We start from the raw sequence: 22,613 nt of genomic DNA on the forward strand, positions 1-22,613 counted from the left end.
CCACGACTCCACCAGCCGGAACAACGCCACCTCGACCGCGAACAACCCCGCCTGGGCGTAACCAGTGAGCCGGATCAACTCCTCGTCATCACCCCAGACCACCTCACGCAACGGCCGATCCAGATGCACGTCCAGCTCCGCCACCACCGCGTCAAAGGCCGCCGCGAACACCGGGAAGACCGCATGCAGCGAGCGACCCATGCCAAGCCGCTGAGCGCCCTGACCGGTGAACAGCAGCGCCAACCGACCGCCCCGGGGCGTGCCGGTCACCGTGTTGGGCGCGGTCTCGCCGGCCGCCAGGGCGGTCAGGCCGACGGACAGTTCCGCCGGGTCCGCGCCGAGCACCACGGCCCGGTGGGGGTGCAGCGCCCGGCCGGTCGCCAGGGTCCGGGCCGCCGCAGCCGCGTCCGCCAGGTCGATCGACCCGGCGACCTCCGCCAGCCGACCGGCGAGGGCCCGCAGCGCCGGTACCGACCTCGCGGACACCGGCCACGGCAGCGCACCGGTCGCCCCGGAGCCCGCGCCGGGGCCGGACGCGCCGGTCGACGCGTCTTCCGGGGCCTGCTCGATGATGACGTGGGCGTTGGTGCCGCTGATGCCGAACGACGACACCCCGGCCCGGCGGGGGCGGCCGTCGACCGGCCACTCGCGCGCCTCGGTCAACAGTTCCACCGCGCCGGCCGACCAGTCCACCTGCGGCGAGGACTCCTCGGCGTGCAGCGTGCGGGGGAGCACCCCGTGCCGCATCGCCAGGACCATCTTGATCACGCCGGCCACGCCCGCGGCGGCCTGGGTGTGCCCCAGGTTCGACTTGATCGACCCCAACCACAGCGGACGGTCCGCCGGCCGGTCCTGACCGTAGGTGGCCAGCAGCGCCTGCGCCTCGATCGGGTCACCCAGGGTCGTACCCGTGCCGTGGGCCTCGACCACGTCCACCTCGGCGGCCGGCACACCGGCCGACGCCAGGGCGGCCCGGATCACCCGCTGCTGCGACGGGCCGTTCGGCGCGGTCAGCCCGTTCGACGCGCCGTCCTGGTTGACGGCCGAGCCCCGCACCACCGCCAGGACCGGGTGCCCGTTGCGGCGGGCGTCGGAGAGCCGTTCGACCAGCAGCAGGCCGACCCCCTCGGAGAAGCCGGTGCCGTCGGCGCCCGCGCCGAAGGAGCGGCATCGGCCGTCCGGGGAGAGCCCGCGCTGCCGGCTGAACTCGAGGATCACCTCGGGGGTGGCCATCACGGTCGCCCCACCCGCGATGGCCAGCGAGCACTCCCCGGCGCGCAGCGCGCGGACCGCCCAGTGCAGCGCCACCAGCGACGACGAGCAGGCGGTGTCGACGGTGACCGCCGGCCCCTCCAGTCCGAGCGCGTACGCGACCCGGCCGGAGGCGATGGAGCCGGTGGCGGTGCTGCCGGCGTAGTCGTGGTACATCAGGCCGGCGAAGACGCCGGTGTCGCTGCCGCGCAGCGTGGCCGGGTCGATGCCGGCGCGTTCCAGGGTCTCCCAGGCGCACTCCAGCAGCAGCCGCTGCTGCGGGTCCATCGCCACGGCCTCGTTCGGGCTGATCCCGAAGAAGTCGGCGTCGAACTCCCCCGCGTCGGCCAGGAACCCGCCCGACCGGGTGTACGTACGCCCGGCCAGGCCCGGCTCGGGGTGGTACAGGCCGTCGGTGTCCCAGCCCCGGTCCGTGGGGAACCCGGAGATGGCGTCCACCCCGTCGGCGACCAGCCGCCACAGCTGTTCCGGGGAGCCGACCCCGCCGGGGAAGCGGCAGCCCATCGCGACGATCGCGATCGGCTCGTCGGCGGCGGCCGGCGCCGCCGCGACCGGGGCTGCCGGGTGGGCCGCGCCGAGCAGCGTCGCGGCGAGGTGGGGGGCGACCGCCGAGACGGTCGGGTGGTCGAAGACCAGCGTGGCGGGCAGCCGCAGGCCGGTCGCCACGTTGAGCCGGTTGCGCAGCTCCACCGCCGTGAGCGAGTCGAAGCCGAGTTCCTTCAGGGCGCGGCCGGCGTCCACGGCGTCCGGGGTGGCGTGGCCGAGGACCCCGGCGACCTCGGCGCGGACCAGGTCCAGCAGGGCGCGGCGGCGGTCCTCCTCGGGCAGCCGCCGCAGCCGGTCGGCCAGCGAGGCGGCGCCGGTGCCCCGGTGGGCCTGGCGGCGGGGCACCCGGACGAGGTCGCGCAGCACGGCCGGCAGCGCCCCCGAGGTGGCCTGGGCGCGCAGGCCGGCCGGGTCCAGCCGGAGCAGCACCGGCGCGGTGACGTCGCCGGCCAGCGCGGCGTCGAACAGGGCCAGCCCGTCGGCCTCGGAGAGGGCGTCGAAGCCCTGCTGGCGCAGCCGGCGCAGCGCCGTCTCGTCGAGGTGGCCGGTCATCCCGGTGCCGCCGGCCCAGAGCCCCCAGCCCAGGGAGTGGGCGGGCAGGCCCCGGCTGCGGCGGTGGGCGGCGAGGGCGTCCAGGAAGAGGTTCGCGGCGGCGTAGTTGGCCTGCCCGGCCGGGGCGAGCACCCCGGCGGCGGAGGAGAAGAGGCAGAACAGCGCCAGGCCGGCGTCGCGGGTCAACTCGTGCAGGTGCCAGGCGGCGTCGACCTTCGGCGCCAGCACGGCGGCCATCCGCTCGGGCGTCAGCGACTGCACGAGGCCGTCGTCGAGCACCCCGGCGGCGTGCACCACCCCGGTCAGCGGGTGCGCGGCGTCCACGGCGTCGAGCAGGGCGCGCAGCGCCACCGGGTCGGCGGCGTCGCAGGCGGCGACGGTGACCCGCGCGCCGAGGTCGGTCAGCTCGGCGCGCAGCGCGTCGACGCCGGGGGCGTCCGGGCCGCGACGGCTGGGCAGCAGCAGGTGCCGCACGCCGTGGACGGCGGCCAGGTGGCGGGCCACCTGGGCGCCGAGGCCGCCGGTGCCGCCGGTGACCAGGACGGTGCCGGCGGGCGCCAGCGCCGGCGGGGCGTCGCCGTTCGCGGGGGCGCGCACCAGCCGGGGTACGGCCGCCGCGCCGGCCCGCAGCGTCACCTCGGGCTCGCCGAGGCGCAGCACGGCCGGCAGCGCCGCCAGGGTGGCCGGATCGTCGTCGGCGTCGACCAGCAGGAAGCGCCCCGGGTGCTCGGCCGCGGCGGCCCGGAGCACGCCCCGCACCGGCGCGGTGTGCAGATCGTCGTCGGCGTCGGGCAGGAGCGCCACCAGCGTCGCGCCGGCCAGCCGCTCGTCGGCCAGCCACTCCTGGACGACCCGCAGTGCCCGCCGGGCCGCCGCGTGCGCGCCGTCGACCACGTCGCCGGCGCCGGCGGTGACGGGCCAGAGCGCCACCTCGGGTACGGCGGCACCGGCGTCCAGGTCGGCCCGGAGCGCGGCCAGGTCGGGGTGGTTGGTGGCGGGCGCGCCGATGGGCGGGTCCGCGCCGAGCACCGCCCAGCCGTCGAACGAGCCGACGCCCGCCGCCAGGTCGACCGGTCGGCGGTCCAGGCGCAGCGGCTCCACGGCCGGGGCACCGCCGGCGGCGGCCAGCTGCTCGGCGGCGACCGGGCGGGCCACCAGCGCGCCGACCGAGATCACCGGTGCGCCGGCCGGGTCGACCGCCTCGATCGTGGCCCGGTCGGGCCCGAGGCGCCGCACCCGTACCCGCAGCGCGGTGGCCCCGACGGCGTGCAGGGTGACGTCGGTCCAGGCGAACGGCAGCAGGGTGTCCCCGCCCGCGTCGGAGATCACGCCGGCATGCAGGCAGGCGTCGAGCAGCGCCGGGTGCACCCCGAACCGGTCGGCGTCCGGCTGGGCCGCCTCCGGCAGGGTCACCTCGGCGAAGAGGTCGTCGCCGTGCCGCCAGAGCCCGGTCAGGCCCTGGAACGCCGGGCCGTAGCCGTAGCCCCGCCCGGTCAGCCGGGCGTACCCGTCGCGGATGTCGACGGCGGCGGCGTCGCGCGGTGGCCAGTCGGCCGGTCCGGCGGCGGGGGCCGGGCCGGCGGGCGCCAGCAGCCCCTCGGCGTGCCGGGTCCACGGCCGGTCGGAGTCCTCGGGGCGGGAGTGGACGCTGACCGGGCGCGCGCCGTCGGCGTCGGGGGCGCCGACGACGACCTGGAGCGCGACGGCGCCGCGCTCGGGCAGCACCAGCGGCGCGCCGAGGGTCAGCTCCGCCACTCCTGGCAGGTCGACCTGCTCGCCGGCGTGCAGTGCCAGCTCCACCAGGGCGGCGCCGGGGAGCACCGGCCGGCCGTGGACCTCGTGATCGGCGAGCCAGGGTTGCCGGGTCACGGAGAGCCGGCCGGTGAGCAGCAGCCCGTCGCCGTCGGCGGGCCGGACCAGCCCGGTCAGCAGCGGGTGGCCCGGGGCGCCGGCGCCGGTGGTGCGCCCGGTCGGGTTCTTCCAGTAGCGCCGCCGCTGGAAGGCGTAGGTGGGCAGGTCTACGACCCGGCCGCCGGCGAGGAAGCCGGCCCAGTCCACCGGCGCGCCGTGCACGTACGCCTCGGCGAGCGAGGTGGCGAAGCGGCGCAGCCCGCCGTCCTCGCGGCGCAGCGACCCGATCGGTACGGCGGTGACGCCGGCCGCCTCGGCGGTGTCCTGCACGGCGGAGGTGAGCACCGGGTGGGCGCTGGACTCCACGAACACGCGGTGCCCGTCGGCGAGCAGCGCCCGGACGGCCTCGGAGAAGCGGACCGTCTGGCGCAGGTTGCGGTACCAGTAGTCGGCGGTCACCGTGGCGGTGTCCAGCGGCCCCCCGGTGACGGTGGAGTAGAAGGCCACCCCGGCGGTACGCGGGCTGACCGGGGCGAGCGCCTCGATCAGCTTCTCCCGGATGCCCTCGACGTAGTGCGAGTGCGAGGCGTAGTCGACGGCGATCCGGCGGACCTGCACGCCGTCGGCGGTCAGCTCGGCGTGGCACTCGTCGAGGGCGGCGATCTCCCCGCAGACCACCATGGACGACGGACCGTTGACGACGGCGAGCTGGAGCCGGCCGGCCCACCGCTCCAGCCGGGCCTCGACGGCGTCGCGGGGCAGCAGCACGGACATCATCCCGCCGAGGCCGGCGAGTTCCGCGCCGATGAGCCGGCTGCGCAGGGCGACGACCCGGGCGCCGTCGTCCAGGGTGAGCGCGCCGGCGACGCAGGCGGCGGCGATCTCGCCCTGGGAGTGGCCGACCACCGCGGCGGGCCGGACCCCGTGTTCCTGCCAGAGGTGGGCCAGCGACACCATGACCGCCCAGAGCATCGGCTGCACCACGTCGACGGAGTCCCAGAGCGGGGAGTCGGGGTCGCGCAGCACGTCCAGCAGCCGCCACTCGACGTACGGCTCGAGCGCGGTGGCGCACTCGGTGAGCCTGGCGGCGAAGGCCGGCGCCTCGTCGAGCAGCGCCCGGGCCATCCCGGGCCACTGGGAACCCTGGCCGGGGAAGACGAAGACCGCCCGGGCGTCGGGCAGGACCGTGCCGGTCACCACGCCGGGGGCGTCAGCGGCGTCGGCCAGCGCGCGTACCCCGGTCAGCAGCTCGGCGCGGTCCGCGCCGAGCAGCACGGCGCGGTGGCCGAGCCGGGCCCGGGTGGCCAGCAGCGAGTGACCGACGTCCGCCGCCCGCGGGTCGGCGGCCTGTTCCAGGTACGCCGACAGCCGGGCCGCCTGCCCGCGCAGCGCGTCGGCGCCGCGCCCGGAGAGCACCCAGGGCAGCACCGCGCCGTCCCGCGACGGCATCTCCTGGTTCACCGGGTACCACCGCCTGTTCCGATCGCGAGGTGAGCCGTCTGCGGGTCGTGCATGGGTCAGGCCGGGCTGGCCGTGGACCGGGGCGCCGCGTCGACCTTGACGAGGTCGCCGAACTCGGGGAACTGCGCGATGGCCTGCTCGGCGGTCAGCGCCGGCGTACGGGGGCCGCGCAGCACCGCCCAGAGGAAGGCGGGCGTCATCATCCGGGTCATCGGCGCGCAGAGCGACGCCACGTTGAACACGGTGTTGATGACCATGCGGTTGCCGCAGCCGGTCCGGGCGACCCGGGCGGCCATCTTGTTGGCGAACGCGCCGCCGCGCAGCGGCACGTTGGCCCGCACGTGCGGCAGCCCCTGGTCGGTGTTGACGGCGATCTGCCAGGCGCCCTGGTTGATCTTCGCGATCGCGGCCTGCACGTTGCGGGAGAAGCCGGGGCGCAGGCCCCGCACGTCCAACTCGGTCCGCAGCGCCAGCGCGCACTGCGCGGCGACCGACATGCCGGTGCCGTGCACCGGGTTCAGCGCCTGGGCGGCGTCGCCGATCACCAGGAAGCCCTCCGGCACGGGCAGCTTCTCGAAGCGCCGCCGCTGGTCCGGGATGCTCCGGTAGGCGCGGATCGGCCCGGCCGGGCGGGCCTGGGCGATCAGGTCGGCGATGATCGGGTGGTGCCGGTCCCGGGCGAACTGCGCGAAGCCCTCCTCGTCGGTGGGGGGCTCGCCGCCCCGGCTGCCGAAGAGGCTGAGGATCCAGCGGCCGTTCTCCATCGGCAGCAGCCCGGCGCCCTGGCCGGGGCGGCCGGTGCCCGCCTGCATCTGGATCATCACGCCGGGGAAGTCGTCGCGGGTGCCGGGCGGCGCGGTGAACCAGCGGCTGACGTAGACGATGCCGGCGTCCACCACGTCCTCGCGGACCTGCGGCAGGCCCAGGTCGACCAGCCACTTCGGGGCGCTGGTGGCCCGGCCGGTGGCGTCGACCACCAGGTCGGCGTCGAGGGTGCGCTCCGCGCCGCCCTGCTCGACCCGCACGCCGGTGACCCGGTCGGCGTCGCCGACCAGCCCGGTGACCCGGGTGCCCTCCCGGACGCCGATCCGCTCCTCGCGCAGCACCTGCTCGCGGACCACGTGGTCGAGCAGTTCCCGGCTGCACAGCAGCAGGTACGCGTCGGTGTCCAGCCGTTCCATCCAGCCCTCGGGGCCGCGAGCCAGCGCGCCGGAGGGCAGCCCCCGGCGCTTGGCGCCGGCGGCGTACAGCCGGTCGGTGACGCCGGGCAGCAGCTGGTCGAGGGCCTCGACGCCACCGCGCATGAGGATGTGGCTGTGGTGGCCCTGCGGCAGCCCCTTGCGCGGCTGCGGCTCGGTGGGGAGCTGGTCCCGTTCGACGACGGTGACCTCGTCGACGGCGCGGGCCAGCGCGGCGGCGGCGAGCATCCCGGCGAGGCCGCCGCCGAGGACGACGGCCCGGCTCACTGCTCGATCCCCGACGTGGCGAGGAAGAGCTTCATCCGCCGCTCGGCCAGCTCCGGGTCCGGCAGCGCGCCGAGGCTGTCGGCCAGCCGGTACGCGGCGGCCAGGTGCGGCACCGAGCGGGCCGACTGCTCGCCCCAGACCATCCGGAAGTGGTCGTGGTGCCCGGCCAGCCAGCCCAGGAAGACCACTCCGGTCTTGAAGAAGAAGATGCTCCGGCCCTCGCCGCTGAACAGGTGCCGGTTGAGCGGCAGGGTCTCCTCCAGCAGCCCCCGGGCCCGGCTGTCGTCGCCGGCGTCCAGCGCCCGGAAGGCCTCGGCGGCGATCGGCACGACCGCGTCGATGACCGGGGTGAGCGGGTGGCTGTGCCCGGACCCGTCGCCGACGAACATCTCCGGGTACTCGGTGGTGTCGCTGGTGTAGAACTTCACGCCCTCGGGCAGCCGCTTGCGCCACTCGACCTGGCGGGCCAGCGACGCCGGTCCGATCTTGACGCCGTCGACCTTGTCCAGATTGTCGCGGACGATCGCGATCAGCGCGTCGTACGCGTCGTCGGGCTCCTCGTAGCCGAAGTACTCCGAGTTGCGCGGGTCCCACTCCGAGGTGATCCAGTGCACGATCGCCGGCTGGCTCGACTGGCGCAGCAGGTTGCCGTACACGGTGGCGAAGTCCTCGGGGCCGCGGACGGCGACGTTCAGGTGCGGGCTGCACATGATCACCGGCTGCGCGCCGGCCTCCTCGACCACGGCCAACTGCTCCTCGTACGCGGCCTGGACCTCGGCGAGGGTGACCGGGGCGAACGGCTCCAGCTGGTCGGTGAGGACGGCCGCGGCCATCCGACCGCCGACCGCCTTCGCCTCGGCGCCGCAGCGGCGGATCAGCTCGGCGGCACGGGGCCAGTCCAGCCCCATGCCGCGGTGCGCGGTGTCCATCCCCTCGCAGAGCGTGAAGCCGTACGACCACAGGTGCCGGCGGAAGGCCAGGGTCGCCTCCCAGTCCAGCGACTGCGGCGGCGGGTCGCCCCCGGGCGGCCCGAAGGGCTCGTTGTCGGCCAGCGGGTCACCCAGCACGTGCGCGGTGGCCAGCACGGATCGGGTCCGGAACGGGGAGGGGTCGGCGGGCTGCACCACGCGCGGCGCCTGGGTCGGGTGGTAGACGGTCAGGGTGCCGTCCGACTCCGGAAGCTTGATCATTTTTTTCTGCTCCGAACCGTCGTCTGGATCGAGTCGGCACAATTCAAGCGACTCGCGGGAGTGCGGTTCCATAGCGGCGACCCCCTAATTCCGGGGCAACCCCTCAACGGCTTCCGCCGGCCCGAGCGCGCCCCTAGGGGGCGGGCCGGACCGGCGGGCTGCCGGAATTGGTCCGATCGACCGAGATGGCGCCGACCGGACAGTTCAGCGCGGCCGTACGGGTCGCCGCGCGCAGCGCCGGTTCCGGCGATTCCACCAGGACGACCACGAGACCGTCGCGGTCGTCCTGGTCGAACACGGTGGGCGCGAAGTACACGCAGTTGCCGGAACCGACGCAGGTTTCCCGGTCGACCTCGACACGCATTGTCGGCGACCCGTCGCTCACCAGGTGACGGGCAGTTCGTGCAACCCGTACGCGTGCGCGTCGAACATGTACGACAGTTTGTCGATGTCGGCGGCCAGGCGCAGTTCCGGAATGCGCTCGAAGAGCGTACGGAAGACCGTTTCCAGCTGCATCCGGGCCAGGTTCGCCCCGGGGCACATGTGGTTGCCGTAACTGAACGCCAGGTGTCCTTCGGCGTTGCGGTGGATGTCGAACTTCTCCGGTTCCGGGAAACGCTCCGGGTCCCAGTTCGCCGCACCGTTGAGGGCGAGCACCCCCTCGCCCTTGCGGATGTTGCCGCCGCTGACCTCGACGTCGTGGGTGGCCACCCGCACGGTGGCCGAGTCGAGGATGCTGAGGAAGCGCAGCAGTTCCTCGACCGCACCCGGCCACAGCGACGGGTCCGCCCTGAGCTCGGCGAGCTGCTCCGGGTGCTCCAGCAGCACCACCGTGCCGAGGGAGACGACGTTGGCGGTGGTGTCGGAGCCGGCGATCACCAGCACCCGGGCGATGGCGACCAGGTCCTCGTGTTCGAGGGTGGGCTCGTCGGGCAGCCGGGCCGCGATCCGGCTGAGCAGGTCGTCGCCCGGGTTCTTGGTCTTCTCGGTGATCAGCTCGTCGAGGAACTCGTCCATCTCGGCGATCGCGCCGGCCACCGCCTCCTGCGTCGAGTCCCGGCCGGTGGTGGTCTCGGCGTAGCGGCGGAAATAGCCGATGTGCACCGGGTCGACGCCGAGCATCTCGCAGAACAGCAGCGCCGGCACGGGCAGCGCCAGCTCGGCCATCAGGTCCAGCGGGCCGCCCTTGGCCAGCATCTGGTCGATCTGCGTGTCGACGATCTGCTGCATCCGCGGGCGGAGCTTGTTGATTCGCGCGGCGGTGAATTCGGGGATCACCATTCGCCGGCGGACGGTGTGCTCCGGCGGGTCCATCGCCGGGAACGGGAAGGCGATGTACGGCAGCATCTCCTCCGGCACGTGGAACTGCGCCGGGTAGGCGGGGTTACGCGCATTCGAACTCATCGACGGGTCACCCAGGACCTGGCGCACGTCCCGATAGCGGGTCAATGCCCAGACGGGTTTACCGGTCATCCGGTTGGTCACCGGAGCGAGTGGATTCTCCTCACGCATCCGCTCGTATTCCTGCGGAACGGCGAGCGGGCACCGGCGCCGGTCCAGCGGAAAATCCGGGCGCTCGGTACCGGTGGTCACGGCATCGGCTGTTTCGGTCATCGCTGCGACGCCTCTCTCTTCAGGGGGCGGCGGGGAATCGATCGGATCGATTCAAGCAGCGCGCCGGCACGGCGGACAGGTTCCGCACCCCCTAAGGTCGGCGATGAGCCCCCTATGCCGGCACCACGGGACGGGGCGGAACGGTTACTGTCACGGCACCGACGGTCCGGTTCCCAATCCCGTGCAGACATCGTTCGGGCGGCGGCATACCCTGAACCGCAGCGACGGGCAGCGGCGAAGGGCGGATGACCGCGGCCGGGCGTCTTCAGAGGGAAAGTGGAGTCGATGGGCGGAAGCATTGATCCGGGGCTGCCGGGATACATCGGGGACGCCTGGGGTTTGCGGGACCGACCGAACAAGGGTCCCAAGCGCGCGCTGAGCCTTCCGCGCATCGTCGACGCGGCGGTCGCCATCGCCGCGTCGGAGGGTCTGTCGGCGGTGTCGATGAGCCGGGTCGCGTCGGATCTCGGCGCCTCGACCATGTCGCTGTACCGCTACCTGTCGGCCAAGGACGAGCTGCTCCAGCTGATGATGGACGCGATCTACCAGACGCCGCCGTCCGGGCCCGACTCGCCGGACGAGGGCTGGCGCGCCGGGCTGGCCCGGTGGACCTGGGAGCAGCACGCGATCCTGCGCAAGCACACCTGGGCGCTGCACATCCCGACCCTCGGCCCGCCGGTCACCCCCAACCAGATCATCTGGCTGGAGCGGGGGCTGGAGTGCCTGGGCGGCACCGCGCTGGGCGAGGGCGAGAAGCTGTCGGTGATCATGTTGCTGAGCGGTTTCTGCCGCAACGACGCCACCGTCTCCGCCGACGTGCAGGCCTCGTTCATGGCCAAGGCCCCCGACGAGCTGGCCGCGATGTCCTCCTACGGCCAGCTCGTCCGCAAGCTCGCCGGGCCGGACCGCTTCCCGGCGTTCAACGCGGTGATCGACGCCGGCGTGCTGGACACCCCGGCCGGCCCGGACGACGAGTTCGTCTTCGGCCTGGAGCGCATCCTCGACGGGGTGGGCGCCCTGCTCGAGCAGCGCGCCGCGGCGAGAAGCGCGGGCGGCGAAGGGTACTGACCCTCCGCCCGGACGGCCCGCCCCGCCGAGCGACGCACACCCTGTTCCGGTCGCTACGGACCTGATGTCGTGAACGACTCAGCCCACCCGTTGATCCGTCGGTGACCCGCGCCCTCCCGCCCGCGACGCCGGCTCGCGGGGCGACGGCGCTGCCCGCCGGCGAGGGCCGCGAGTCGTCCACGTCATCAGCTCGACAGCGCCCGCGCACGTGTTCCGCCTGCGCCGGCCCGAGCCGGCCACGTCATCGGCTCGACAGTGCCCGCGCACGTGTTCCGCCTGCGCCGGCCCGAGCCGGCCACGACATCAGGTCGGTAGCGATCCTGGGGCCCAGCCGGCCGGGCCCGGCACCCGGCCCGCCCCGGCCCGGTCAGGCGCGGGCGTGGCCGGCCACCATCCCGTCCGCGGCGTGCCGGCGGATCAGGGCCATGACCTGGGGGGCGTGCTGGTTGAGGTAGAAGTGCCCGCCGGAGAAGACATGCAGCGCGAACGGGCCGGTGGTGTGCTCCCGCCAGCTCTCCGCGTCCGGCACGTCGACCTGCGGGTCGGCGTCACCGGTCAGCGCGTACACGGGGCAGGTCAGCGGCGGACCCGGCTGGTAGCGGTAGGTCTCGGCGGCCTTGTAGTCGGCGCGCAGCGCCGGCAGGATCATCCGGACCAGTTCGGGGTCGGTGAGCATCTGGGCGTCGGTGCCCTCCAGCTTCAGCATCTCGCTGATCAGCGCCTCGTCGTCGCCCTCGTGCACCCAGGCGGGGCGGTGCCGCGACGGCGCCCGCCGGCCGGAGGCGAACAGCGCGGACACCTCGGTCCCGCGCGCCTGCAGCCGTCGGGCCACCTCGAACGCCACGGTCGCGCCCAGGCTGTGCCCGAACAGCGCCAGCGGCCGGTCGGCCCAGACGGCCACCTCGTCGACGAGGGCGTCGACCAGCCGGGGCACGTCCTCGAAGGCCGGCTCGGCGCGGCGGTCCTGGCGGCCCGGGTACTGCACGGCCAGGACGTCCAGGCCGGGGCTCAGGGCCTGGGACACCGGATAGAAGTACGACGCGGAGCCACCGGCGTGGGCGAAGCAGACCAGCCGGGTGGGGGCGTCCGGGGCGGGGTGGAAGCGGCGGATCCAGGCGCCGTTGTCCGTGGGTACGGCCATCTCGTGCATCCTTCGCGTCGGTGCGCCGGCGCGGCCGGCGCGGGAGGAACGGCCCGGCCGCCGCCGGCCCGGCCGGGGGTCGACCCGGCCGGGGACTCGGCGGTGGTCAGTCGTCGTCGTCGGCGTCGCCGTAGAGCGACATCTCCGGGGCGATGACGAAGTCGGAGACGTCCCTGGCCTGCCGCTTGACCCGGCCGAGGGCCGCCTTGACGGCGACGTCGAGCCGGTCCCGCTTGGCGGCCTCGCGGGCCTCCCGGCGGTCGACGAACTCCGGCATCACCTCGCGGGCGAACAGCTCCAGCGATTCCATGATGTGCTCGTGCTTGTTCTTGCCGATCTGCACCGAGAAGATGATCTGGTCGACGCCGACGGACTCGTACCGGCGGATGATGTCGGCGATCTGCGCCGGCGTGCCGATGCCCCGGCGCAGCTGCCCGACCTGGTCCATCATCGCCTGCGACTCGGCCGACTGGAGGTCCTTCTCGTCCGGCACGATCGCGTCCCGGGTGAAGCCCATGCTCTCCCGGGCGTCCTGGAAGCCCTGCCAGATGTCGGTCACGCCCGGCTGGTGCTCACCGGTGATGTAGTAGTGCATCAGGGCGTACGAGAAGAAGTATGCGCCCTCCAGCCCGCGGTCGAGGGCGACCTCCTCGTCCTCGTGGCACATGAACGGCAGCACCATGGCGACGTTGGCGTTGACCGCCTGGCCGATCGGGACGCAGTCGTCCGACTCCAGCGTCCGGTAGTAGGCCTCGACCCACTCCTCGGCCTCCTCCGGGTTGACGAAGGAGAAGGCGAGCGCGCCCATGCCCTCGCGGGCCGCCTCCTGGATGCTCTCCCGGCGGGTGCAGGCCCGCCACAGCGGCGGGTGCGGCTTCTGCTTCGGCTTGGGGATGACGTTGCGGACGGGCACGTCGACCCACTTGCCCTTGTGGCCGGTGAACGGGGTCTCGGTCATCATCCGGATGACCACCTCGAGCGCCTCGTGCCACTGCTCCTGCTTGTCCGCCAGCTCGATGCCGAAGGCGCCCACCTCCAGCTGGGAGCTGCCCTGGCCGGAGCCGAAGTCCACCCGGCCGCCGGAGATCAGGTCCAGCATGGCCAGCCGCTCGGCGATCCGCACCGGGTGGTTCACCGCCGGCGGCATGTGGATGATGCCGTGCGCGAGCCGGATGTTCTTGGTCCGGGCCGCGGCGGCGGCGAGGAAGACCTCCGGCGCCGAGGAGTGCGAGTACTCCTCGAAGAAGTGGTGTTCGGTGCCCCAGGCGTAGTCGAAGCCGAGCCGGTCGGCCAGCTCGATCTGCTCCAGCGCCTCCTGGAACAGGCGTTCCTCGCTGTCCTCGGCCCACGGCCGGGGAAGTTGGTGGTGATAGGTCAAGCCGAAGCGCATGCGTTCCTCCGCGTGACGAGAAGCTGCCCGGTGGCCATGACGCTAGGGCCGCGGCCGCCGGATCCGGCCTGGCGGAGGCCGTAATCAGGGGGCCGGCGGGGCCCGTTCAGGGGTCGGCCGGCGCGGCCTAGGGGGTGCCCGGGACGGCGGGGGCCGGCGGGACGGCCGGGGCGGGACGGCGGAACCCGGCGAGGAAGAACAGCAGCGGGTCGGCGTCGCCGTCGACCACCTCCAGGTCGCGTACCCGACCGACGGCGATGACGTGGTCCCCGCCCGGGTACTCCGCCTCCACGGTGCACTCCACCCAGGCCAGCGAGCCGGGCAGCCGGGGTGAGCCGGTCACCGGGCCGGGCGTCCAGCCCACCCCGCTGAACTTGTCGGTGGCCCGGCTGGCGAAGGTCCGGCACAGCCCCTCCTGCTCGGCGGTCAGGATGTTCACCCCGAACGCGCCCCGGGCCCGGATCAGCGGCCAGGAGCGGGAGGTGCGGGACACCGAGAAGGAGACCAGCGGCGGGTCGAGGGAGAGCGAGACGAACGACTGGCAGGTGAAGCCGACCGGCCGTACCCCGTCGCCGGCGGCGGTGATGATGGTGACCCCGGTGCAGAAGAGTCCGAGGACGTGCCGGAAGGCGCCGGGGTCGACCCGGCCCGCCGTGGTGCCCGTACGCGATGTCATCGCTCTCCCGCCCGTCAGCCCGGCGCCGGCGCGGGGGCGTCCCCGCCCTCGGCCGGCGCCTCTTCGAGGATCACGTGTGCGTTGGTGCCGCTGATGCCGAAGGAGGACACGGCGGCCCGGCGCGGCCGGCCGGTCTCCGGCCAGGGCCGGGCCTCGGTCAGCAGCTCCACCCGCCCGGCCGACCAGTCGACCTGCGGGGTGGGCGCGTCGACGTGCAGCGTGGCGGGGAGCAGCCCGTGCCGCATGGCGAGCACCATCTTGATCACCCCGGCGACCCCGGCGGCGGCCTGGGTGTGCCCGAGGTTGGACTTGACCGACCCCAGCCAGAGCGGCTCCCCCGCCCGGTCCCGCCCGTACGTGGCCAGCAGCGCCTGGGCCTCGATCGGGTCGCCGAGCCGGGTGCCGGTGCCGTGCGCCTCCACCGCGTCCACGTCGGCCGGTCGCAGCCCGGCGCTGTCGAGGGCCTGGCGGATGACCCGCTGCTGGGCGGGCCCGTTGGGCACGGTGATGCCGCTGGACGCGCCGTCGGAGTTCACCGCCGCGCCCCGGATCACGGCGAGGATCCGCCGGCCGTTGCGGCGGGCGTCGGAGAGCCGTTCCAGGACCAGCAGGCCGCTGCCCTCCCCCCAGCCGGTGCCGTCGGCGGCGGCGGCGAACGACTTGCACCGGCCGTCCGGGGCGAGCCCGCGCTGAGCGCTGAAGTAGACGAACGTCTCCGGGGTGGACATCACGGTGATGCCACCGGCCAGCGCGAGGGTGCACTCCCCGGCGCGCAGCGCGTGCCCGGCCAGGTTCAGCGCGACCAGCGACGACGAGCAGGCGGTGTCCAGCGAAACGGACGGCCCCTGCAGGCCCAGGGTGTAGGAGATCCGGCCGCTGGTGATGCTGCCACCGCCGTCCGCGCCGTCGTAGTCGTGGTACATCACCCCGCAGTACACGCCGGTGCGGCTCTCCTTGAGCGAGAGCGGGTCGATCCGCGCGTGCTCCAGGGCCTCCCAGGCGGTCTCCAGGATCACCCGCTGCTGTGGGTCGATGTCGCGCGCCTCGCGCGGGGAGATGCCGAACAGGTCGGCGTCGAAGTCGGCGGCGTCGTGCAGGAACGCGCCCTCGCGGGTGACGGTCCGGCCGGGGCGGCCGGGCTCCGGGTCGTACAGGGCGTCGGTGTCCCAGCCGCGGTCGGTGGGGAACGGGGTGACCGCGTCCCGGCCTCGGGCCAGCAGCTCCCAGTAGCTCTCCGGGGAGTCCACGCCGCCGGGCAGCCGGCAGGCCATCCCGACGATGGCGATCGGTTCGTCGGCGGCCTGGGCGAGCCGGGCGTTCTCCTGCCGGAGCCGGTCGTTCTCCAGCAGCGAGGTCCGCAGCGCCGCGACGATCTGGTCGGTGTCCACGCCGCTCACCGCTGCGCTCCGTTCGGGTCGGCGCCGCCGAGGGCCGCGCGGACCAGGTCGTCCACCGCCATGTTCCGGATCTCCTCACTGCGGTCGGCGGCGGCGGGCGCCGCGCTGGGCGGGGGTTCGACGCCCGGCGCGGTGAGCCGCAGCAGGGCGTCGAGCAGGCCCGCCTCGCGCAGCGCGTCCAGTCCGATGGTGGCCAGCCGGCGGCGGCCGTCGTCCTCGTCCGCGGCGGCGGCGCCGTCCGGCCCGGCGGGCGCGTCGGCGGACAGCACGACCGGCACCTCCTCGGCCAGTTCCTCGCGCAGCAGCCGAGCCACCTCGGCCGGGGTCGGGTGGTCGAACATCAGCGTGGCGGCGAGCCGCAGCCCGGTCGCCGCGCTGAGCCGGTTGCGCAGCTCGATCGCGGCCAGCGAGTCCAGACCGAGCTCGGTGAAGCCCCGGTGGACGTCGATCTCGCCCGGTTCGGCGTGCCGGACGGCGGCGACGTGGCCGCGGACCAGGTCCAGCAGCATCCGCTGCCGGCCCTCCTCGGGCAGCGCGGCGAGGCGCTGGACGAGGCTGCCCTCGTCCACCGGGGCCGCCGGCGCCTCGGCGGTGGCGGCCGGGGTGGCCGCCGGGGCGGGCCGGCGACCGGCGGCGGCGCGGGCGACGTCGCGCAGCTTGGCCGGGATCTCGGTGCCGGTCGGGTCGGGGCGCAGCGGCACCAGCACCGGCTCGTCGACCCGCAGCGCCTGGTCGAGCAGGGCCAGCCCGTCGGCCGGTTACAGCGCCGGCATGCCCATCGCGGCGAGCCGCCGGGTGACGCCGGGGTCGGTGCCGCCGGCCAGGCCGGCGCCCTCGCCCCACAGGTTCCAGACCAGCGAGGTGGCGGGCAGCCCCATCGACCGGCGGTGCCGGGCCAGCGCGTCGAGGAAGCTGTTCGCCGCCGCGTAGTTGCCCTGGCCGGCCGGGTCGAGCAGGCCGGCCACCGAGGAGAACAGGACGAACGCGGTCAGCTCCCGCTCCTCGGTCAGCTCGTGCAACGCCCAGGCGGCGTCCACCTTGGGCGCCAGCACCGCGGCGAGCCGATCCGGGGTGAGCGAGGTGAACAGCGCGTCGTCGAGCACGGCGGCGGCGTGCACCACGGCCGTCAGCGGTTGCGGCAGCCCGTCGACCAGCGCCGCCAGGGCATTCGGGTCGGTGACGTCGCAGGCGGCGACCGTCACCTCGGCACCGAGCGCGGCCAGCTCGTCGCGCAGCCGCGCCGCGCCCGGGGTGTCCGGGCCGCGCCGGCTGACCAGCGCCAGATGCCGCACGCCGTGCGTGCCGACCAGGTGCCGGGCGACCAGCGCCCCGAGGCCGGTGGTGCCGCCGGTGACCAGCACCGTGCCGTCGGGCCGCCAGGGCGACGGGGGCAGCTCGGTCGGCACCGGGACGGGGGCCAGCCGGGGCACCTTCACCTGGTTGCCGCGCACGGCGACCTCCGGCTCGGGCAGCGTGACCACGGCCGGCAGCATCCGCAGGCTGGCCTCGTCGGAGTCGAGGTCGACCAGCATCAGCCGGTCCGGGTTCTCGGCCTGCGCGGCGCGGAGCAGACCCCAGACGGGGGCGACGGTCAGGTCGAGGTGCCCGCTGTCGTCGTCGGCCGCGAACCAGGTCAGCACCACCAGCCGGGTGGCGGCGAACCGCTCGTCGGCGAGCCAGGCCCGGGTGGTCTCCAGCACCCCGGCCAGGCCGTCGCGGACCGCCTCGGGCACCTCGCCGTCCGCCGGCTCGACCGGCAGGAACACCACATCGGGTACGCCGTCCGTCGCGGCCGCCGCGGCCAGCGCCGGCAGGTCCGGGTACGCGGGCACGTCCGCGCGGCCGAGGTCGACCTCGCCGCCGAGCACCGCCCACCGCCCGGGTACGGCCTCGGCGGCCTCGCCCAGCGGCAGTTGGGGCCAGTCGACCCGGAACACCGAGTCGAGGTGGCGGGTGCCGGTCATCGCCGCTCCGGCGGCCACCAGCCGGTCCGCGGTGACCGGCCGGACCACCAGCGACTCGACGGTGGCGACCGGGGTGCCGGTGGTGTCGGCCAGGTCCAGGCGGACCGCCTCGGAGCCGGCGCTCTCGTCGGAGTTGGTCCAGTTGATCCGTACCCGCAGGCGGCTGCGGCCGCCGGAGTGCAGCCGTACCCCGGTCCAGGAGAACGGCAGCTGGCCGGCGCCGATGTCCTGCGGCTTGCGCCCGCCGAGGAAGTCGGTGGCGCTGAGCGCGGCGTCGAGCAGCGACGGGTGCAGCCGGTACGCGGCCGCGTCCTGCCGGGCCTCGTCGGGGAGCGCCACCTCGACGAAGAGGTCCCGGCCGCGCAGCCAGACGGCACGCAGCCCGCGGAACATCGGCCCGAAGTGGTAGCCCTGCGCGGTCAGGTAGTCGTAGACGCCGCTGATGTCGACCGGCTGGGCATCGGCCGGCGGCCACTGACCCACCCCGACACCGAACTCCTCCGGGGTCACCGGCGGCGCGTTCTCGGTGGCGAGCCAGCCGGTGACGTGCCGGGTCCAGCCCACCTCCGGCGGGGCGTCGTCGAACCGGGACCAGATGGCGATGCTCCGCCGGTTGCCGGCGTCCGGCTCCCCCACCACGACCTGGACGGCCGCGCCGCCGTGGTCGGGCAGCGGCATCAACTGCTCGATGATCAGTTCCTCGACCACGTCGCAGCCGACCTCCTCGGCGGCCCGCAGGGCCAGCTCGACGAAGCCGGTGCCGGGAAGCAGCCCCATGCCCATCACGTTGTGGTCGGCCAGCCAGGCGTGGGTGTCGAGGGCGAGCCGGCCGGTGAGCACCACGCCGCCGCCCTGCGGCGCCACCATGACGGCACTGAGCAGCGGGTGGTCGGCGTCGCGCTGGCCGTGCCCGGCGGCGTCGCCCGCTCGGGTCTTCGGGGCGTTCAACCACAGGTGCCGCCGCTCGAACGGGTACGTGGGCAGGTCGACCCGGGTGCCGCCGTCGAGGACCTCCGTCCAGCGGACCGGGGTGCCGGTGACGTGCAGCCGGGCCAGGGCGTCGAGCAGCTGGGTCACCTCGGGCCGGTCCCGGCGCTGGGCTGGCGCGACGACGGTGTCGGTCACGACGCCCTCGATCATCGGGGTGAGCGCGGCGTCGGGGCCGAGTTCCAGGAACGTGGTCGCTCCCGCCTGGCGCAGCGCGGTGATGCCGTCGGCGAAGCGAACGGCCTCGCGGACGTGGCGGACCCAGTAGTCCGGGTTCGTCAGTTCGCTGCCGGCCAGGGCGCCGGTCAGGTTGGACACGACCGGTAGTTGCGGCTCGGCGTAGGTCAGCTCCGCGGCGACGGCCCGGAACTCGTCGAGCATCGGATCCATCAGGTGGCTGTGGAAGGCGTGACTCACCCGCAGCCGAGTCGTCTTGCGACCCAGGTTGGTGAAGTGCTCGGCGACCGTGAGCACGGCGGATTCGGGGCCGGAGATCACCACGGACCGGGGGCCGTTGACGGCCGCGATGTCCACACTGCCAGCCGCCGCCAGACCGCCACCATTACCCGTGCCCGTGCCCGTGCCGCTGCCCATGCCGTTGGCCGCGACCTGGCCGACGCCGTCCTCGGTTCCGTTGCGGTTGCCGGTGGAGTCTGAGTCGTTTACGACATCAGCTCCAAAGGATCCGACCACCACACCCGGACCCGCCAGCGCCGCCCGCACCTCCTCCTCCGACGCCCGCACCGCGACCATCGCCCCGCCCTCGGGCAACGCCTGCATCAACCGCCCACGAGCCGCCACCAACCGGGCCGCCTCCCCCAGCGACAACACCCCGGCAACGTGGGCCGCAGTCAACTCACCGATCGAATGCCCCGCCACGAAATCCGGCCGCACACCCCACGACTCCACCAGCCGGAACAACGCCACCTCAACCGCGAACAACCCCGCCTGCGCAAAACCCGTCCGCCGGATCAACTCCTCGTCATCACCCCAGACCACCTCACGCAACGGCCGATCCAGATGCACGTCCAGCTCCGCCACCACCGCGTCAAAGGCAGCGGCGAACACCGGGAACACCCCGTGCAGCGAGCGACCCATCCCCAAGCGCTGCGCGCCCTGACCGGTGAAGACGACCGCCGTCCGGCCGCCGGAGCGCGCGACGCCGGTGACCACGCCGGTGGCGACCTCCCCGGCCGCCAGGGCGGCCAGGCGGCCGGTCAGCTCGTCCCGGTCCGCGCCGAGCACCACGGCCCGGTGCTCCAGGGCGGCCCGGCCGGTGGCCAGGGACCAGGCGACGTCCCGGTCGGCCAGGTCGTCCCGGCCGTCGAGGTGGGCGGCCAGCCGCTCCGCCTGGGCCCGCACCGCCCGGTCGGTACGCCCCGACAGCACCCACGGCCGCACCGGCACGGTCGGCTCGTCGCCGCCCGCCACGTCGGCCGACTCGACCGAACCGACCAGGTCCGCCGGCGCCTCCTCGATGATCATGTGCGCGTTGGTGCCGCTGAGCCCGAACGACGAGACCGCCGCCCGGCGGGGGCGGGGCTGCGCCGGCCACTCCCGCGGCCGGGTCAGCAGCTCCACCGCGCCGGAAGACCAGTCCACCTCGTCGGACGGGGCGTCGACGTGCAGCGTCGCCGGCATCAACCCGTGCCGCATCGCCTGCACCGCCTTGATCACCCCGGCCACGCCGGCGGCGGCCTGGGTGTGCCCGAGGTTCGACTTGACCGACCCGAGCCACAGCGGACGGTCCCGGTCCCGGCCGTACGTGGCGAGCAGGGCCTGCGCCTCGATCGGGTCGCCGAGCGCGGTGCCGGTGCCGTGCCCCTCGACCAGGTCCACCTCGGCCGGGGCGAGCGCGGCGGCGGCCAGGGCGGCCTCGATGACCCGCTGCTGGGAGGGGCCGTTCGGGGCGGTCAGCCCGTTGGACGCGCCGTCCTGGTTGATCGCCGACCCGCGCACCACGGCCAGCACGGGATGGCCCCTGCGCCGGGCGTCGGAGAGGCGTTCCACCAGCAGCAGCCCGATCCCCTCGGACCAACCGGTGCCGTCGGCGCCGTTCGCGTACGCCTTGCACCGGCCGTCCGGGGCGAGGCCCCGCTGCCGGCTGAAGTCGACGAAGACGTCCGGCGTGGGCAGCACCGTCACGCCGCCGGCCAGCGCCATCTCCACCTCGCCCTGGCGCAGCGCCTGGCAGGCGATGTGCAGCGCCACCAGCGACGAGGAGCAGGCCGTGTCGATGGTGACCGCCGGCCCCTCCAGCCCCAGCGCGTACGCCACCCGCCCGGAGGCGATGCTGGCGCCGCTGCCGCCGCTGAGGTACGCGGCGATCTCCTCGGGCACGTGCTGCTGCACCCGGCTGCCGTACTCGGTGTACATGACGCCGACGTAGACGCCGGTGCGGCTGCCCCGCATCGAGGCGGGGTCGATGCCGGCCCGCTCGAACGCCTCCCAGGCGCCCTGGAGCAGCAGCCGCTGCTGCGGGTCCATGGCGAGCGCCTCGCGCGGCATGATGCCGAAGAACTCCGGGTCGAACTCGGCCGCGTCGTGCAGGAACCCGCCGGTCTTGACGTACGTCTTCCCGGCCGCGCCGGGCTGCGGGTCGTAGACCGCGTCGACGTCCCAGCCCCGGTCGACCGGGAACTCGGAGATCGCGTCGCGCTCCTCCACCAGCAGCCGCCACAGGTCGTCGGCGGAGCGCACCTCGCCGGGGTAGCGGCAGTGGATCGCGACGATGGCGATCGGGTCGTCGTCGGGCGCGGCCGGGGCGGTCGGGGCGAGCACCGGTGCGGCGGCGGGGGTGGCCCCGACCAGCCGGTCGGCGAGGAAGCGCGCGGCGGCCTCGGCGGTCGGGTGGTCGAAGACCAGGGTGGCGGGCAGCCGCAGACCGGTCGCCTCGTTGAGGGCGTTACGCAGCTCGACGGCGGCGAGCGAGTCGAAGCCGAGGTCCTTGAACGCCCGGTCGGGGGCGACCGCCTCGACGCCGGAGTGCCCGAGCACCGCTGCCACCCGGGCGCGGAGTTCGACCAGGACGCGGTGCCGTTCCGCCTCGGTGACCCCGGCGAGCCGTTGGGCCAGGCCACTGGCCGGGCCGCCGCCGCTGGTCGTACCGGCGGCGGCGCGCCGGGTGTGGGCGGTGACCAGGCCCCGCAGCAGGGTCGGCACCTCGCCCCGGGCCCGCACGGCGGCCGGGTCGACGCGCAGCGGCACGACCAGCGGTTCGCCGGTCGCCACGGCGGCGTCCAGCAGGGCGAGGCCGTCGGCGACGTCGAGCGCCGGCAGGCCGAGCCGGCGCACCAGGGCGACGTCGTCGGCCGAGGCGTCGCCGAGGTCCCAGAGGCCGAAGGCGACGGCGGTGGCGGGCAGGCCGGCGGTGGCCCGGTGGGCGGCGAGGGCGTCCAGGAAGACGTTCGCGGCGGCGTAGTGCCCCTGCCCGGCGGCCAGCACCAGGCCACCGGCGGAGGAGAGCAGCACGAACGCGTCGAGCGGGAGATCCCGGGTCAGCTCGTGCAGGTGCCAGGCGCCGTCCACCTTGGGTGCCAGCACCGGGTCGAGCCCGTCCGGGTCGAGGTCGGCGACCAGGCCGGCGCCGGGTACGCCGGCGGCGTGCACCACGGCGGTGAGCGGGTGCTCGGCGGGGACGGCGGCGAGCACGGCGGCGACGGCGGCGCGGTCGGTGACGTCGCAGGCGGCGACGGTGACCTCGATCGCGCCGAGTGCGCGCAGCTCGTCGCGCAGCGCCGCCGCGCCGGGCGCGTCGGGGCCGCGCCGGCTGGTGAGCACGAGCCGGCGTACCCCGTGGGTGGTCACCAGGTGCCGGGCGATCAGCGCGCCGAGCCCGCCGGTGCCGCCGGTGACCAGAACGGTGCCGTCCGGCTTCCAGCCGGGCGCGCCGTCGGCGCGGCGCAGCCGGGCCACCCGCGGCACGCTGACCCGGCCGGCGCGCACCGCCTCCTCGGGTTCGGCGGCGGCGACGGCGGCGAGCAGCCGCGCGGAGTCGGCGCCGCCGTCGGTGTCCAGCAGGCCGAACCGGCCCGGCTG

Annotated in this window: 11 protein-coding genes and 1 pseudogene; 1 reads left to right on the forward strand and 11 read right to left on the reverse strand. The window is 75.0% G+C overall.

Annotated elements, in window-relative coordinates; genetic code table 11:
• The 5 genes from KBX37_RS26155 to KBX37_RS35700 all read right to left on the reverse strand — a co-directional run.
• The coding region (locus KBX37_RS26155; RefSeq protein WP_307849206.1) for an SDR family NAD(P)-dependent oxidoreductase at positions 1-5,682 on the reverse strand (5,682 nt) is incomplete at its 3' end.
• A gap of 56 nt (positions 5,683-5,738) precedes the next feature.
• Positions 5,739-7,148, reverse strand: coding sequence for an NAD(P)/FAD-dependent oxidoreductase (locus KBX37_RS26160; RefSeq protein WP_210778548.1), 1,410 nt, complete (start codon positions 7,146-7,148; stop codon positions 5,739-5,741).
• Complete coding sequence (locus tag KBX37_RS26165) at positions 7,145-8,338, reverse strand: DUF993 family protein (protein WP_210778549.1); 1,194 nt, start codon at positions 8,336-8,338, stop codon at positions 7,145-7,147. Before KBX37_RS26165 ends, KBX37_RS26160 begins: the two co-directional genes overlap by 4 nt.
• Before the next feature lie 133 nt (positions 8,339-8,471).
• A complete protein-coding gene (locus KBX37_RS26170; RefSeq protein WP_154939033.1) occupies positions 8,472-8,702 on the reverse strand; it encodes a ferredoxin in 231 nt (76 codons plus the stop codon).
• Between the two features lie 17 nt (positions 8,703-8,719).
• The gene (locus KBX37_RS35700) at positions 8,720-9,931 is read right to left on the reverse strand and encodes a cytochrome P450 (RefSeq protein WP_210778550.1); all 1,212 of its coding nucleotides are present in this window, start codon (positions 9,929-9,931) and stop codon (positions 8,720-8,722) included.
• Positions 9,932-10,237: 306 nt separating this feature from the next.
• Here KBX37_RS35700 and KBX37_RS26180 point away from each other — a divergent pair, with 306 nt between their 5' ends.
• Positions 10,238-11,020: a TetR/AcrR family transcriptional regulator gene (locus tag KBX37_RS26180; protein WP_210778551.1), complete on the forward strand. Its 783-nt coding sequence runs from the start codon at positions 10,238-10,240 to the stop codon at positions 11,018-11,020.
• A gap of 367 nt (positions 11,021-11,387) precedes the next feature.
• Here KBX37_RS26180 and KBX37_RS26185 read toward each other — a convergent pair whose 3' ends face one another.
• From KBX37_RS26185 to KBX37_RS26210, 6 genes and pseudogenes are all read right to left on the reverse strand, one after another.
• Positions 11,388-12,161 (reverse strand): thioesterase II family protein, encoded by a 774-nt coding sequence (locus KBX37_RS26185; protein ID WP_210778552.1) that lies wholly within the window; start codon positions 12,159-12,161, stop codon positions 11,388-11,390.
• 106 nt (positions 12,162-12,267) lie between these two features.
• Positions 12,268-13,551, reverse strand: a complete 1,284-nt coding sequence (locus KBX37_RS26190; protein ID WP_210778553.1) for an LLM class flavin-dependent oxidoreductase — start codon at positions 13,549-13,551, stop codon at positions 12,268-12,270.
• Positions 13,552-13,678: 127 nt separating this feature from the next.
• Complete coding sequence (locus KBX37_RS26195) at positions 13,679-14,227, reverse strand: flavin reductase family protein (RefSeq protein ID WP_210778554.1); 549 nt, start codon at positions 14,225-14,227, stop codon at positions 13,679-13,681.
• 23 nt (positions 14,228-14,250) lie between these two features.
• Positions 14,251-15,624, reverse strand: a pseudogene (locus tag KBX37_RS26200) (type I polyketide synthase); the annotation flags it as partial.
• Positions 15,621-16,331 (reverse strand): acyl carrier protein, encoded by a 711-nt coding sequence (locus KBX37_RS26205; RefSeq protein ID WP_210778555.1) that lies wholly within the window; start codon positions 16,329-16,331, stop codon positions 15,621-15,623. The pseudogene KBX37_RS26200 and the gene KBX37_RS26205, both read right to left, overlap by 4 nt.
• 51 nt (positions 16,332-16,382) lie before the next feature.
• On the reverse strand, positions 16,383-22,613 hold a 6,231-nt coding region (locus KBX37_RS26210; protein ID WP_210778556.1), incomplete at its 5' end, for a type I polyketide synthase.

This window comes from Micromonospora sp. U56 (genome assembly GCF_018070095.1).
GTDB classification, from domain to species: Bacteria; Actinomycetota; Actinomycetes; order Mycobacteriales; family Micromonosporaceae; genus Micromonospora; species Micromonospora purpureochromogenes.

Bases quoted from the DNA above. Each gene is read 5' to 3' on its own strand.
- KBX37_RS26170 (WP_154939033.1), bottom strand. From the start codon at position 8,702: ATGCGTGTCGAGGTCGACCGGGAAACCTGCGTCGGTTCCGGCAACTGC.
- KBX37_RS26195 (WP_210778554.1), bottom strand. From the start codon at position 14,227: ATGACATCGCGTACGGGCACCACGGCGGGCCGGGTCGACCCCGGCGCC.
- KBX37_RS26190 (WP_210778553.1), bottom strand. From the start codon at position 13,551: ATGCGCTTCGGCTTGACCTATCACCACCAACTTCCCCGGCCGTGGGCC.
- KBX37_RS26165 (WP_210778549.1), bottom strand. From the start codon at position 8,338: ATGATCAAGCTTCCGGAGTCGGACGGCACCCTGACCGTCTACCACCCG.
- KBX37_RS26180 (WP_210778551.1), top strand. From the start codon at position 10,238: ATGGGCGGAAGCATTGATCCGGGGCTGCCGGGATACATCGGGGACGCC.
- KBX37_RS26185 (WP_210778552.1), bottom strand. From the start codon at position 12,161: ATGGCCGTACCCACGGACAACGGCGCCTGGATCCGCCGCTTCCACCCC.